This is a genomic window from Thiorhodovibrio frisius (assembly GCF_033954835.1).
GTDB lineage: Bacteria > Pseudomonadota > Gammaproteobacteria > Chromatiales > Chromatiaceae > Thiorhodovibrio > Thiorhodovibrio frisius.
In genome coordinates this window covers 4,050,220-4,063,431 of record NZ_CP121471.1, presented here as the reverse complement: position 1 = coordinate 4,063,431, position 13,212 = coordinate 4,050,220, and the positions used below count along the sequence as shown (strand labels likewise).

Below are 13,212 nucleotides of genomic sequence, written 5' to 3'. Positions count from 1 at the left end.
GTGGCTTAGTGTCATACCTCGAGGATGTAGGCCATGGTTTTATAGAAAAACTCCATCCATTGCTCTTCGGTTTGGAAGTTAATGTACTGGGCGCGTCCGCTGTGCGGCTCGCGCGCCGAGGTATAGCGGATACCCCCTTCGCCGGCTAAGTCGACCACAAAGCTCCTGAAGCCACCCGGGACCATCAGTTTGATGCCGCAGGGATTCTCTGGACCGCCGATCACCTCCGCCACCAGTCCGCCTAGGCGGTCGTTGCGGCGATCGAAGTCTGTGGGCCAGATTTGCTTGAGCAAATCGATCTTGACGAATTCGTTTTGAATGTCCTCAAATGCCTTGATTAGCGGCTCCGCAGCCTTGGCGCGCTTGACGGCGTCCGAGTCTTTTGACTCTTTTTCCATCATCTGAGATTCGCCGCTTTGGCTGGCCTTCCGGCGAATTTTACTCAGCGTGTCGTTCATCCTGTATGCTCCGGCAGGAGTTTTTGGTCGGTTACACCAGTGCGCAGGCTGACGCATTGCGGGGCTGGCGGCACTAGCTTAGGTCTGCGTGTCTGAGTATATAGCAGTCGCAAATGCGTTTTCTGTTTTGGGTCGGGTAGCGCTCCCGGCCCGAAACAAGCCGGTGAGGAAATTGCATCAAGGGGACGATGCCACTGGGCCGCGCTCTGCCATCGGTTGGTGGGTATCGGCGCGCGTCGCCGTTGTATCCGACTCCGCGAGCGGCGTGCCGACCAGCGCTTTGCTGTCCTGGCTGATGCTGTTTAGGGTCAGGGATTCTATCTGATTCAGCCAGTCCTGATGGATTCTGCCCGCCGCGCTGCTGATGTCAAGACGCACTGGTAGATAGTTGAGCGTGTAGCCAAAAAGGGTATCACCGCGAGCCCCAGCAAAGCCGTTTTCGAGCAGGACCGGCATGGTGCGCCCAAGGTGCGCATCGAAGGCCCGGGCTCTTAACTCTTCTGCAAGCTGGTGCAATTGCTCGGTGCGGACGCGCTTGATCTGGTCCGGTACCTGCTCTGGCATCTCGGCGGCGCGGGTGCCGGGGCGCGGCGAATAGGAAAATATATGGACATGGCTGAAGCCGATTTCGGCGACTGTGGTCATTGTCTCCCGCCAGTCTGATTCACTCTCCCCGGGAAAGCCAAGGATGATGTCGGTGGTTGGGTTGAAATCGGTGATGGATTGGCGCGCCTGTGCGATCAGTGCGCGGTAGGCTGAGCTGTCGCAACGCCGGCCCATGCGCCGCAGGATATGATCAGAGCCGCTTTGCAGCGGCAGATGCAGATGGGGCGCCAGACGCGGATTCTCGAACAGGCGCCAGAAACCCTCGCTCAGGCCCCAGGGCTCGATTGAGCCGAGGCGCAGTCGCGGGATGTCGGTGTCTTGCAGGACGGCAGCGATCAGATCCTCAAGCCGGCTGTTGATATCGGCCCCATAGCCGGTCGCATGCACGCCGGTCAGCACGGCCTCTTGGATGCCCTCAGTGGCGGCCTCTTGCACCTCGGCGACGATCTCCGCCAAGGGCCGGCTGCGTTCCGGACCACGGGCAATGGTTGTGATGCAGAAGGTGCACTGGTAGCGGCAGCCATCCTGGATTTTGACAAAAGCCCGCTGGCGACCACGCGCAAACAGCGGATTGGCCTGGCTGGTCTGGGCAGTGGTGGGCATGACCGGCAACGCCAACTCGCGGGTGGCGATCTCGACCAGACGGTCCTTGTCGGAATTGGCGATGAGCAGATCGATGCCGCTGTGGTCAATGCCCGTTGGTTTTCCGCTGGATTCATCCAGTGCGGTGGCGCAGCCGCTGACGATCAGGCGCGCGCGCGGATTTTGCCGCTGCACCCGGCGCAGCAATTGGCGCGATTTTCGCACTGCTTCTTGGGTAACTGCGCAGGTGTTGACCACGACAAGATCGACAGGCCGATCAGTGTCCTGACCGGATGCGCTTGGGCTGTGCCCCAGTGCCTGGAACTCCCGCGCCCAGCGCTGGAGTTCGGCCTCGTTCAGCCGACAGCCGAGTGTTTCGAGTCGGATGTGCACCTTGAGATGCCGGGAAGGACGCGTTCAGGGTCGCGGCAGGATGATGATGACGCTGTTGTCTTGGTCCGAACGCGTCATAGCGCCGAGATTGGCATCGGGCGGCACGCCGAGGCGGCGCTGGAAGCGGCCGCTCGAGAAGCTGAAGCTGCGGCTATAACCGCGCCCGTTTTGATTCTCCTGCTCGGAGCTGCTGTAGCTCTCCCGCACGCTGCTGATGAGCAGGCCGCGCCCGCGTGGCTCGATCTTGATGTCCTCGGGCTTCTGGTTGGGACTTAGCCGGATGGTTAGCCGATAGCCTTGGTCGGTGATGTCCTGAATCAGCTCTGGCATCTGGCGCGAAGGGTGCGAGCCAGTTCTTGAGTAACCGGGCCCGTGATAGCCGGGTCTGGCGTAAGCTGATCCCGGGTCAGGTCGGTAGGCTGGTGGGTAGCTAGGCTGATAGCTCGGCAGATTGAAATTTCCATAAGAGGGCGGCAAGGGATAAGTGCCTGGTGCCCCTTGGGAGTAGCCCGGTCCATAACCGGCCACATAAGCGGGTGCGACAGGCGCTGGCTGGCTGGCCGGATTGGATGCCGCAGCTGATGGTGGATTGGTTGGCGGGGTTTGCGCCACAGCGGCGGTGAAGGGCAGGGCGCACAGCAGGGTGGTGAACAGCAGGCGGGTAGAGACGGTGTTGATGGTCATTGGCGGTATTTCCCCAGGCATCGGCGAAAGAAGGCAGCGGAGACATCCCGAGGCTTTTGGTGAGCCGCGCGACAGGCGTGCATTATAGCCGCAGCTCAGTGGCTAAGGGTGACCCGGTTCTGGCATTGAGCGGCTTAGATTGCGCACCAGCACCCGAGCGTCGCGGGCGATTAGCCCGGCATCATTCAGCCAGTCGTGGGCATCCTCAGCGTCCTGTTCGAACCAGGCTTGGGCGTTGCCAAGGCGAAAGGAATAACCCCAGGCGTCCATGTCGGCGAAAAGGCGCGCGCGCGGCAGGCCGAGCAGCTGCTCGCCAATCAGGATTTGCAGCATGCAGACGGCGTTTTCCTCCTCCACCGTGCCGCCGGCGTCGGTGTGCAGACTGGCGCGGCGGGCGTCGTTCATGCAGATAAAGTGACAGGCCTCGTGCAGCAGGGAATGCACCGGTGTGTCGGGACGCACCAGCAGCTGCTGGCCGACCAGACCGGCCTCGGGTGCGCCCCAGTAGGAGCCGGGGATCTCGGCATCGGCTGGCAGTTCGCGCAGTTCCAAACCATAGCCGCTGAGCACTCTGATGATCAGCGCGCGATCCGCTGCGGCGAAGGTCAGCACCTCGGGCGCCGGGCTCGCCTTAGGGGCCAGCGTCTGCGCATTCGTGCTATCCGGAGTCATGTCAGTTTTCGCCGCTCAGACGGGCGGCGGCGCTTCGGCCATGGCGTCAAGAAAGAACTGAGGCGCCGCTAGCGCCGCCTGATGCATGGCGGCGTTGTAATACTTGGTGGCAAAGCCGCGTGCCTCGGCGGCTTCCCGGCGCCAGTCGTCCAGGCTGCTGTCCTTGGCCGCCATGGTGGCGCTCCACCAGCCGGAAGGATAAATAGCCTGCGGAAAGAACAGGGTGCGCCGGTCGGCAAAGCCGGCGCTGGTTAAGTCGGCGTACATGCCGCGAATGATCTCCATGTGGTAGAGCGGGGACTCGCTCTGTTGCACCAAGAGGCCGCCCGGGGCAAGCGCAGCCAAGCAGTCGCGGTAAAAGTCGGCGGTGAACAGGCCCTCGGCCGGGCCGACCGGGTCGGTGCTGTCGATGATGATGACATCCAGGCTGGCGTTCTCGACATTGCGAATCCAGGCAATGCCGTCCTCAAACAGCAGGCTGGCGCGCGGGTCCTGGTTGCTTTCGGTCAGTTCGGGAAAAAACTGCTCGGCGACTCGGGTAACGCGTTCGTCGATGTCGATCTGCACCGCGACTTCAACCTCTTGGTGCTTGAGTACCTCGCGCAGGGTGCCGCAGTCGCCGCCGCCAATGATGGCGACATGGCGCGGAGCCTGGTGGGTGAAGAGCACCGGGTGGGCGAGCATCTCGTGATACAGAAAATTATCCCGGCTGCTCAGCATGGTGAAGCCGTCGATCACCATCAGCTGGCCGAAGCCATCGGTGTCATAGACCTCGATGCTCTGGTAGGGCGTCTGTTCTTCATGCACCTTGCTTTTGATGCGCAATGAAAAGGCGCTGCCCGAGTCTTCGACGATCTCGGTGAACCATTCCTCGGGATTCAGCATGATGTCTCCAGCAATCGGTATTTAAAGGATAATTGAGGGAAAAGGGAGCGCCGGGCCGGTTCGATGTCAGCGTGGGTAGTGATCATCGAGATTGGCGGGGCAGAGCACGTCGCGCATGATTCCGATCAGTTCAAGTAGTTGGCTGTTGCGGATGCGGTAAAAAATCCGGTTGGCATCTTTGCGCGAGATAACGATATTTTTGTTGCGTAGTTGCTCAAGATGCTGGGAGATATTGCTCTGCGACGTACCGGTGCGTTCGACGATCTCGCCGACCGAGAGTTCGCGATCACCAAGCGAGCAGAGGATTTTCCACCGCAGCGGATGCGCCATGGCCTTGAGCGCATTGGCGGTCAGGGCGGCGTTCTCTGTGGTTGCCTTGGCGGTCGGTTGCTCGGTTGGTTGCTCGGTTTGTTGCTCGCTCATGCGGCCAGCCCTCGTGCTGGAGACCATTGGCTCATTGTTCTGGCGACCCAGGACAATGAATCCTTGTGATTCAGAGTCAATCTTCTCTTTCCGTGCGGCGCTACTCAAACCCGGATGGCTTTGCTGTCGCCTTGGTTCGCCGCCGGCTCTGCTGGAACCAGGGCATCTGGGTCCTGATCCTGGTCTTCCGGCACCCGGGTGTAGCCGGTCATGTTCTTGGCGATGCAGATAATGTCGCTGATTTGTCCGCTCGGGTCCAGCAGGGCGGTGCGCGAAAACAAGATGGGAACTCGCGAGCCGTCTCTGGCGATAAAGCGGGCGTCGATCTTGCTCAGGGCGCCGGTGCGGATCAGCGCCTCCAGCCAGGTTCCCATGAAGGCGCCAGCTTCCTCGTCGCCTTCTTCTTCGAAGACATCGCCAATGGCCATGCCGATGAGATCCTCGGACTGGTAGTCGAGCATGGCGCAGGCGGCCGGGTTGGCAAATTTGATCTCGCCTTGCGGGTTGAGGACCAGCAAGGCCTCGCCCATGTGGGTGATAATGCGCTCGCTGTATTGTTTTTCGCGCTCAAGCTCAGCGGTGCGTTCGGCGACTTTTTGTTCGAGCGTGCGGTTGAGACCGCGTTCTTTCTCGATGAGTCGAAAATAGGTGCTGATTTTGTTGATCAGCAGCAAATCGTCAATGGGTTTGAGCAGATAATCCACCGCGCCCACGGCGAAGCCGCGCTGCTGGAATTCTTCCGACTTAAAGGCGGCAGTCAGAAAAATAATGGGAATATCCCGGGTACGCTTGCGCAGCTTGAGCAATGAGGCGGTCTGAAAGCCGTCCATCTCCGGCATCTGCACGTCGAGGATGATTAAATCGATGTCGCGCTGATCGAGAGTGCTGTCGATGGCCTCGCGGCCGCAGGTGGCCTCCAGCACCTCCGCGTCCAGATGCTTTTCAATCAGGGTGCGCAGGGTGAAGAGATTGTGCTGGTGGTCATCGACAATCAGCACCTTGTAACCAGGTTTGGCGGGCATGGCGGTTGCTGTCGCTCAGGGTTGGGCTGAATGCTTGGCTCGCTGCTGGGGACAGGGAGTTGGCCTGGGCGGGATCATGTCTGACTGTCCTGCGTTGGCGCGTCGCGCTGGTCATCCGACTCGGCCTCCTGCGCGACCAGACGATCAATCAATTCGATGAGATCATCGGCTGCCAGCGGCTTGCTGAAGAAGGCCGTCGCGCCGGCGGCCAGATAGTCTTGCAGGGCGTCATCTTTGGGTGGGCCCATCACAATCACCGGGAACTGGGCGCCAGCCGGATCGGCGCGCAAACGCGCGATGCTATCACAGGTGCGCCCGGGCTCGGGCAGGGCGGCGAACAGGATCAGGGCGCAGTCGGGTTCCTCGTTCAGGGCTTCGAGTGCTTCATCGACATCTGCGGCTGCCTGCACGCGCAGGCCAAAGTCCTTTAGATAGGCGGTGAGATCGAGCAGGCTCTGGACGTCGCGCTCGAGCAGCAGAATCCAGCGGTTGCCAAGATTGGCCTGCGCCAGCCGCTGCCTGGCAGATTCGGTGTCCCAGCGCTTGGTGCGGCGCTTGCCTGGATTGTCATTGCCATGTCGCATGTCGTCCTTTGGCATGTCTTCTGGCAGGTCATCGTCCATGCTGTCGTCATTGATTGGGATCAGATGGGTGCTGATGGGTGTGTTGTGTGTCTCGGTGACCTCCATGCCATCGAGTTGATCGGGGCCGAGTGACAGCGGTAGCGCCAGCGTGAAGCGACTGCCCTGGCCAAGAGCGCTGTCGACCGAAATTTTGCCATTCAGCAGTCCGGCGAGTTCACGGCTGATGGACAGCCCCAGCCCGGTGCCGCCATAGCGCCGGCGGGTTGAGCCATCCGCCTGCTGGAAGGCGTCGAAAATGATCTCCTCCTTGCCCGGCGGGATGCCGATGCCAGTGTCGCTGACGCTGATGGCTACCGGGTATTTCGGGTCGCTGTGCGCCTCGGCAGTGATCAGCACCCGGCCCTGATGGGTAAACTTGGCTGCGTTGGATAGAAAGTTCTTGATAATCTGCCGAATTTTGTCGCGATCACTGTAGATGCGGGTGGGCACATTGGGGGCGATTTCGAGCTCGAGTGGCAAGTCCTTGGCGGTGAAAATTGCCTCGGTCAGGTTGGCCAGTTCCTCGAGCATGGAGGGCAGGTCCACCCATTCCAGATGCATGGCCACCTGACCGGCCTCAATGCGCGAGATATCCAGAATGTTGTCGATCAGTCCGCGCAGATCGCGGCTGGCCTCGTGAATCACCTGCGCCTGGCGGCGTTGCTCGCCTTCCAGGCCGGATTCCTGGTCGGCAAGCATTTTCGACAGCAGCAAAATGGCATTGAGCGGCGTGCGCAGTTCATGACTGACATTGGCTAGAAACTCCGACTTGTAGCGGTTGGAACGTTCCAATTCACGCGTGTGTTGGCGCTCGCTTGCGATATGCTCGGAGTGGGAGCGCGACAGGGCGCTGAGTTGCTCGCCGAGTTCGCGCACCTCGAAGGGGCCGCGCCATTGGAGCTGTAAGGGTTCGCCGGCGCGCAGAATGTGCTGCACGCCGGCGGTCAGCTCGCGCCCGAAGCGCTCGGCGCGGCGCGCGATGGTCCGCGCCATGACCATGACCACCAGCACCAGCACCAGTACGATGGACAGTACCCTCACAATCAAGGTGTTGCGAAAATCGGCGATGGGCGAGGAGTCCACCGGCCGGCCTACCCACAGGGGCAGCGCGTCCTCGGTCAGAAACATGGGTACCCAGAGATAGGGCTCGCCCGCAGTGGATTTTGACAGCGCCAGCTTGCCCTCGGCAAACACCTGCTCGAGCCCGGGAAAATCGGTGAAGGCCTGGGGGGCGTCGCTAATCGGCTGTCCGGGCACAAGATAGCTTCCGCGGTGGTGTACCCAAAGGGTGTTGCGGTAGAACTTCGCCAGACCACCCACATCGACCGTCATTAACAGCAGCCCCAGCGCAGGTCCGCCGGGCTTTTTCGGTTCGCCGATGGGGCTCGCCAGTTGCAGGGTGAGCAGCCGGCGCGGATCGCGGCTGGAGGCATAGGGATTGACGCGAATTCTGCTGACCATGACCTCGCCTGGCTGAAGCTTGGCGGCGGCATTGATGAAACCAAAATTGGGCGGCTCGGGCGGGTTCTCGCTCTGGCGCCACTGGCGATCTTGGGCATTGCGCTCCAGCCAGAAGCGCTCCTGGCCGTGATGGTCGAGAAACAGAATCTGAATGATATCGCCCTGATCAGACAGCATCTGGTTGATCCAGCTGGTGTAACGCGCGCGCGTCAGCTCGATTTGCTGCTCGCTGCTGAGGGTGCCGAGCAAAATCTCAGGGTCGGGCAGCTTGGCCAGTAGCCGGATGATTTCATCGCGACTGGCCAGATGCTGATCAAGATCGCGAAAATCCGCACGCAAGTTCTGCAGATAGGCTTTCTGATAGAACATGGCGGTGCGCTCCACCACCAGCGGCAGATTGATCAGTACCGCCAGAATCAGCGGTACCAGGCCAAAGAGCAGCAGCAGCGCGAGGATGTAGTAGCGAAGTTTCATCCCTGAGCAGAGGAGCCTTGGGGTTGCCAGGGTTAGAGCCGGCGCCGGATGTCGTCCAGCAAACCGGCGCTGGCCGCCTCGACCAGATCCAGCACCCGGTCGAAACCACTGGGGCCGCCATAGTAGGGATCGGGCACCTCGCGCACCGGCGCCTGGGGGGCAAAATCCATAAAGAGCTTGAGCCTGTTGCTCAACCCCGGCGGGCACAACTCGCTCAGATCGCGAAAATTGTCACCATCCATCGCCAGTACGTAGTCGAAGGCGTGGAAATCCTCCACCCTCGCACGGCGCGCGCGCAGATCGCTGAGATCAATTCCGCGCAGGCGTGCCGTCTGGGCCGCGCGCGCATCTGGCGGCTCGCCGACATGGTAGGCATGGGTGCCGGCAGAGTCGATCTCGATACGATCAGCGAGTCCGGCCTGCTCCACCAGTTGGCGGAAGACACCTTGGGCGGTTGGGGAGCGGCAGATATTGCCCATGCAAACGAAGAGCACCCGCACCGGGCTTTGCTGGTTTTTGAGGGTGTTTTGGGGGTTGTTCTTGGTTGTGTCATTCATGGGCATTACTGTCCTTCATCTGTTGGCGCCGGCTCGCGGCCCACCCGAACCCCCAGGACCGAAAGCCAGTTTGCGATGGGCATAAAACGGATCTTGCAGCACTGTGTTGGCGGTTATGGTACGCCTGAGCGCTGGGTGGTCAACTCAGGATGTCCGTGGTGTCGGCGATGCGTCTTGGAGCGCTTGTCTGTATCATAGAGGCTTGTGAGTTCCGCGCGCATGCTTTGCCTTTGGGCCCGACTGATTCTTTTTTTGCGCCTGTTTTCAGAGCCAGTATTCAAAACAGGCGATTAGAGATCTTTCGTTTCCGCTGGCATTGGCTGGTGTTTCGCCTGTTTGGGCCTTGCTGCCTTTGTCCTCAATCTTCAGTCCTCCAGCGATCAATCTGGACTCAACCACTGCTGCCGGGGTTTGCTGATGGAATGGTTGTTTCTGCTATTACCTGTCGCCGCCGCATCTGGCTGGTGGGTTGGGCGGCGGGGCGCGGGTGGCGCGCGGTCAGCTGAGCGCGGTCCTGGTTCAGCGTACTTTCGCGGTTTGAATTATCTGCTCAACGAGCAACCGGACAAGGCAATCGATGTCTTTCTGGAGCTGGCTGAGGTCGACCGCGAGACCGCCGAGACGCATCTGGCGCTGGGTGCGCTCTTTCGTCGTCGGGGCGAGGTTGATCGCGCTATTCGCATTCATCAGGATCTGATCGCGCGGCCGAAACTGACCGCTCAGCAGCGCGCCTTCGGGCTTTATGAGCTGGGGCTCGACTACATGCGCGCCGGACTGCTCGACCGCGCTGAGAGCTTGTTTAAAGAACTTGCAGAAATGCAGATGCAGGTTCAGCCGGCACTGCGTGCGCTGATTGATATCTATCAGCAAGAGAAAGACTGGCAGCGTTGTCTGGAAACCGCGCGCCAGCTTGAAGCGGCCGGAGAGGTTCCATTGCGCGCCGAGATCGCACAATTTCACTGCGAACTGGCCGAACAACATCTGCGCGAGCAGGATAATCGCGCCGCACGGCGGCACTTGCAGGATGCACAGCGGGCCGCCCCGGACTGCATTCGGGCAAGCCTGTTACAGGCCGAAATGGACATGGCCGATGGTGATGCAAAATCGGCGCTCGCGCTTTATGCCCGCGTGACTGAGCGCGGTCCGCGTTTTGTTCCTGCGATGCTGCCCGGGCTGCTCGACTGTTACCGGCGGCTTGGCTATGAACGCGTGGCAGGCGAGCTTGGCCAGCTGTTCCAGGCGCAGCCGAGCCCGCCGCTGATGTTGGAGCTGTCCGAGGCACTCGAGCGCGAGCAGGGCATAGATGCCGCAGTCAGCTTTTTGGTCGATTACTTGCGTGGGCACGCGGACTTGTCGGCAGCCGAGCGCCTGCTCGATTTGCGGGTTCGTCAGCAGCGACAAGAGGGCGGGACGGCCGATCCGACCGCAGAAATCGTCCTCGGTGTTGTGGCGCATCTGTTGTCTGCGCGGCCGGCTTATCAGTGCGAACATTGCGGGTTCGAGGCGCGGGCGCTGCACTGGCAGTGCCCGAGTTGCAAGCACTGGGGAAGCATCATGGCGGTCGAGCCTGACCGCTTGGTGACGGATGTGGCGCCCTTGCGGCAACGACGCATCACCTAAATTCACGCGTATACCCATCGCAAATGGTTTTCGGTTTTGGGTCGGGTGATGGTCACGGGGGTCTCGGCGGCCCTTGATCAGATCAGGGACACCGCCGGGAAGCCTCCATGGATGGATTTACGGTGTCCACCGTGGCCAGCACCCGGCCCCGAACGAGCCGAAATCTTAAAGGGTTTCGGTATACAACTGGCCTGGGCCAGTATCAGAGATTTCAGGAGTCATCATGGCAACGATTGGCAAGACGGTATTTCCGGTGGCAGGGCTTGGGACCCGCTTTCTTCCGGCAACGAAGGCGAGCCCGAAAGAAATGCTTCCGGTTGTTGATAAGCCGCTGATTCAATACGCCGCCGAGGAGGCGGAAGCGGCCGGAGCCGGGCGGCTGGTGTTTGTGACCGGGCGCAGCAAGCGTTCGATTGAAGACCACTTTGATAAAGCCTACGAGCTTGAGTCTGAGCTCGAACGCGCGGGTAAGACCAAACTGCTAGAAATTGTGCAAAGCGTGCTGCCAGATCATGTCAGTTGCATTTACCTGCGCCAGGCCGAGGCGCTTGGTTTGGGGCATGCCGTGCTCTGCGCCCAGCCCGTGGTTGGCAACGAGGCGTTTGCCGTGGTGCTCGCCGATGACCTCATCCGCAATCCAGGCGGGCCAGGAGTGGTGGAGCAAATGGCCGAGGTCCATGCGCGTACGGGTGCCAGCGTGCTCAGTGTGGAAGAAGTGCCGCCAAGCGAGACCAATAAATACGGCATTGTCGAGACCGAGCGCCAAGCCGATGGGACGCTCAAGGTGATCTCCATTGTTGAAAAGCCTGATCCCTCCCAAGCCCCATCCAATCTCGCGGTTGTTGGCCGGTACCTGCTTTCACCAACAATATTTACCGAACTTGAAGCGACGGAACCCGGCGCCGGGGGCGAAATTCAGCTCACCGATGGCATCGCAAGCCTGCTTGAGAAAGAACTCGTGATCGCCCATCCTTTTGTCGGCAAGCGCTACGACTGCGGCAGCAAGCAGGGCTATCTGGAGGCGACCGTGGAGCTGGCGCTCGAGCATCCCGAGCTTGGGGAGGAGTTTTCCAGGTATCTGCGGCGTTTAATGGCCTGATGGGGCCGGCTTGCCCATCTCTCGCATGCGGGTCATGCGGGTGCTTGGGTGGGGCAGCCATCCATGGCGGTGATTGATCGGTTAGGGTTGCTGTTTGTGGCTGGGCCTTCGCGGTAAAAAGTGTTCAGTTGCTCGGGTTAGCCAATCAGGGCTTTTTCCAGGGCCTTTAAATCCATGGCTTTCAGATAGGCTTCGAGCATGTCCTTGGTGGCCCCGCCGCTGCCATCAATCTGCATCAGAATTCGGGTGCCCAGCATCAAAGAGAGCTGGGTGTCCCCCGCGCCATCCGTTTGCATCATGCCGCGGTAAGCGCCAAAGCTGTAGGGCTTGGTGCCTGGTTCCGCCTGCATCAGCATGGGCGATGCCATTAGCATGTTCATCATCGTCAGCAATGGCGAGTCGGCCGTGACCGTGATGCTAACTCGCGCGCCGCTGCCGTCCTGGCGATAGCTGCGCGAGATGTTGGTGCCGGTCAGCAGACCAATTAGCCCGCCGGAGGTGCTGTCCGCCGGCTCGGCGCTCCAGCCTTTCAGGGGTTCCGGCAACAGACTGGCACGTTGTTCGGCAAGTTGCTCCTCAATCTGCGCGGCGGCGAACTGTAGTGCCTGAATGGCAACTCGGGGCTCGCCATCCTTGTAAGCACGCAATGCGGCGTCGATTTGATCGGTCACCGGATCGGCAGCGCCTGACTGTGCGGTGACGAGCAGCAAAAGCAAGCTGCAACCGATGTGAATGGTCTTGGCGGTGTGCATTTTGGTGTCCTTTTGTTTGATTGCTGGTTGTTTGACAGGGGGCTCGGGGGAGGGTCAGTCGGGAGCTTGGTGCCTATTATGGTCGTCAAGCGGTGGGTTCATGTTGCGCTCGGTCTCGGTGAGCAGTTGTTTCACGCGATTCGGGCTCGCGCCGCGCCTGGGGCGATTGGAAACCGGGTCGAGCGGCGGATTACGCTGGGCCTTGTACGGCAGCACATCGATCCGCACTGGCACCTCGCCAGCCAAGAAGCGCACGACCGGGTGGTCCAGACGCTGATTACCCGCGTATCGGAAGGACGCCTGATCGGCGCTCCAGGGCATCTGACGGTCAATCAATAACCAGATGATGTCTTCGGTGCTTTCGCTAAAGACCTGCAGCGTAATTCCCTGCGCGCGGGTTGCGGTGCCGGCCAGGGCGGAGCCGACTAGACGAGGAGCATAGGCATCGAAAAGCTGCATTGCGGCCAGTGCTTGCTCCAGCAAGCTGTGTCTTTCACGCTGCTGCGCCAGGCCGCCAAAGAGCCGCTGCTGTTCGAGCAGGCGTTGCTCAATTTCCTCGTTGTCCGGCCACAGAGCTTTGTTGGTCACGGCCATGCGCTCGGCGGCTTTGCGTCTGGCGTGCTCGAATTCGCCAATCTGGCCATCCGCCATGATGCGTGCCGCCTCATAGGCGAGTTGCTGGCGCAGGGCGGCAATGCCCGCTGCCTGGCGGCTTCTGCTCTTGCCGGCCGGCGCTGGTCCGGTGTGTGTCTGATTCTTGCGAGAGTGTTTTCGGGCCATGGTTTGATCGTGCTCCAAGCGGGAGCTGGCCTGATCATTTTGAGGTGGGCGCTTGGGACGGCCGCCGTTCGCGCCATCAAGGCGTCTGCCTAAGTGGCATCCTGCACCCTGGGAGCAGCAA

13 protein-coding genes are annotated in these 13,212 nt (G+C 60.8%); 2 read left to right on the top strand and 11 right to left on the bottom strand.

The window, feature by feature from the left end; translation table 11 throughout:
- Positions 1-11: 11 nt before the first annotated feature.
- The 9 genes from Thiofri_RS18440 to Thiofri_RS18400 all read right to left on the bottom strand — a co-directional run bounded on the left by Thiofri_RS18440 (position 12) and on the right by Thiofri_RS18400 (position 8,846).
- The gene (locus Thiofri_RS18440; RefSeq protein ID WP_009147415.1) at positions 12-458 is read right to left on the bottom strand and encodes a hypothetical protein; all 447 of its coding nucleotides are present in this window, start codon (positions 456-458) and stop codon (positions 12-14) included.
- Between the two features lie 177 nt (positions 459-635).
- Positions 636-2,039 carry a MiaB/RimO family radical SAM methylthiotransferase gene (locus Thiofri_RS18435; protein WP_009147416.1) on the bottom strand — a complete coding sequence of 468 codons (1,404 nt, stop codon included), beginning with the start codon at positions 2,037-2,039 and terminating at the stop codon, positions 636-638.
- 24 nt (positions 2,040-2,063) lie between these two features.
- Positions 2,064-2,723: a hypothetical protein gene (locus Thiofri_RS18430; RefSeq protein ID WP_009147417.1), complete on the bottom strand. Its 660-nt coding sequence runs from the start codon at positions 2,721-2,723 to the stop codon at positions 2,064-2,066.
- Positions 2,724-2,825: 102 nt separating this feature from the next.
- On the bottom strand, positions 2,826-3,395 hold the full coding sequence (locus Thiofri_RS18425; RefSeq protein WP_009147418.1) for a hypothetical protein: 570 nt from the start codon (positions 3,393-3,395) through the stop codon (positions 2,826-2,828).
- A 15-nt stretch (positions 3,396-3,410) separates the two neighbouring features.
- Positions 3,411-4,280, bottom strand: coding sequence for a polyamine aminopropyltransferase (gene speE, locus Thiofri_RS18420; RefSeq protein ID WP_009147419.1), 870 nt, complete (start codon positions 4,278-4,280; stop codon positions 3,411-3,413).
- A 66-nt stretch (positions 4,281-4,346) separates the two neighbouring features.
- Positions 4,347-4,703 carry an ArsR/SmtB family transcription factor gene (locus Thiofri_RS18415; RefSeq protein ID WP_009147420.1) on the bottom strand — a complete coding sequence of 119 codons (357 nt, stop codon included), beginning with the start codon at positions 4,701-4,703 and terminating at the stop codon, positions 4,347-4,349.
- Between the two features lie 104 nt (positions 4,704-4,807).
- A complete protein-coding gene (locus tag Thiofri_RS18410) occupies positions 4,808-5,725 on the bottom strand; it encodes a response regulator (RefSeq protein WP_009147421.1) in 918 nt (305 codons plus the stop codon).
- Between the two features lie 74 nt (positions 5,726-5,799).
- Entirely contained in the window at positions 5,800-8,283 is a 2,484-nt protein-coding gene (locus Thiofri_RS18405) for an ATP-binding response regulator (protein WP_009147422.1), read from the bottom strand.
- 32 nt (positions 8,284-8,315) lie between these two features.
- Positions 8,316-8,846 (bottom strand): low molecular weight protein-tyrosine-phosphatase, encoded by a 531-nt coding sequence (locus tag Thiofri_RS18400; protein ID WP_009147423.1) that lies wholly within the window; start codon positions 8,844-8,846, stop codon positions 8,316-8,318.
- 411 nt (positions 8,847-9,257) lie between these two features.
- Here Thiofri_RS18400 and lapB point away from each other — a divergent pair, with 411 nt between their 5' ends.
- Together lapB and galU are read left to right on the top strand one after the other, a co-directional pair.
- Positions 9,258-10,460 carry a lipopolysaccharide assembly protein LapB gene (lapB, locus tag Thiofri_RS18395; protein WP_009147424.1) on the top strand — a complete coding sequence of 401 codons (1,203 nt, stop codon included), beginning with the start codon at positions 9,258-9,260 and terminating at the stop codon, positions 10,458-10,460.
- A gap of 223 nt (positions 10,461-10,683) precedes the next feature.
- Positions 10,684-11,559, top strand: a complete 876-nt coding sequence (gene galU, locus Thiofri_RS18390; protein WP_009147425.1) for a UTP--glucose-1-phosphate uridylyltransferase GalU — start codon at positions 10,684-10,686, stop codon at positions 11,557-11,559.
- A 137-nt stretch (positions 11,560-11,696) separates the two neighbouring features.
- Here galU and Thiofri_RS18385 read toward each other — a convergent pair whose 3' ends face one another.
- A complete protein-coding gene (locus Thiofri_RS18385; protein ID WP_009147426.1) occupies positions 11,697-12,311 on the bottom strand; it encodes a hypothetical protein in 615 nt (204 codons plus the stop codon).
- Positions 12,312-12,365: 54 nt separating this feature from the next.
- Positions 12,366-13,091, bottom strand: a complete 726-nt coding sequence (locus Thiofri_RS18380; RefSeq protein WP_009147427.1) for a hypothetical protein — start codon at positions 13,089-13,091, stop codon at positions 12,366-12,368.
- Between the last annotated feature and the right edge of the window lie 121 nt (positions 13,092-13,212).

What these genes read in the sequence shown, in the direction of transcription:
- Thiofri_RS18425 (WP_009147418.1), bottom strand. Translation starts at nt 3,395, where the DNA reads ATGACTCCGGATAGCACGAATGCGCAGACGCTGGCCCCTAAGGCGAGC.
- lapB (WP_009147424.1), top strand. Translation starts at nt 9,258, where the DNA reads ATGGAATGGTTGTTTCTGCTATTACCTGTCGCCGCCGCATCTGGCTGG.
- speE (WP_009147419.1), bottom strand. Translation starts at nt 4,280, where the DNA reads ATGCTGAATCCCGAGGAATGGTTCACCGAGATCGTCGAAGACTCGGGC.
- galU (WP_009147425.1), top strand. Translation starts at nt 10,684, where the DNA reads ATGGCAACGATTGGCAAGACGGTATTTCCGGTGGCAGGGCTTGGGACC.
- Thiofri_RS18415 (WP_009147420.1), bottom strand. Translation starts at nt 4,703, where the DNA reads ATGAGCGAGCAACAAACCGAGCAACCAACCGAGCAACCGACCGCCAAG.
- Thiofri_RS18430 (WP_009147417.1), bottom strand. Translation starts at nt 2,723, where the DNA reads ATGACCATCAACACCGTCTCTACCCGCCTGCTGTTCACCACCCTGCTG.
- Thiofri_RS18385 (WP_009147426.1), bottom strand. Translation starts at nt 12,311, where the DNA reads ATGCACACCGCCAAGACCATTCACATCGGTTGCAGCTTGCTTTTGCTG.
- Thiofri_RS18400 (WP_009147423.1), bottom strand. Translation starts at nt 8,846, where the DNA reads ATGCCCATGAATGACACAACCAAGAACAACCCCCAAAACACCCTCAAA.
- Thiofri_RS18405 (WP_009147422.1), bottom strand. Translation starts at nt 8,283, where the DNA reads ATGAAACTTCGCTACTACATCCTCGCGCTGCTGCTGCTCTTTGGCCTG.
- Thiofri_RS18380 (WP_009147427.1), bottom strand. Translation starts at nt 13,091, where the DNA reads ATGGCCCGAAAACACTCTCGCAAGAATCAGACACACACCGGACCAGCG.
- Thiofri_RS18440 (WP_009147415.1), bottom strand. Translation starts at nt 458, where the DNA reads ATGAACGACACGCTGAGTAAAATTCGCCGGAAGGCCAGCCAAAGCGGC.
- Thiofri_RS18410 (WP_009147421.1), bottom strand. Translation starts at nt 5,725, where the DNA reads ATGCCCGCCAAACCTGGTTACAAGGTGCTGATTGTCGATGACCACCAG.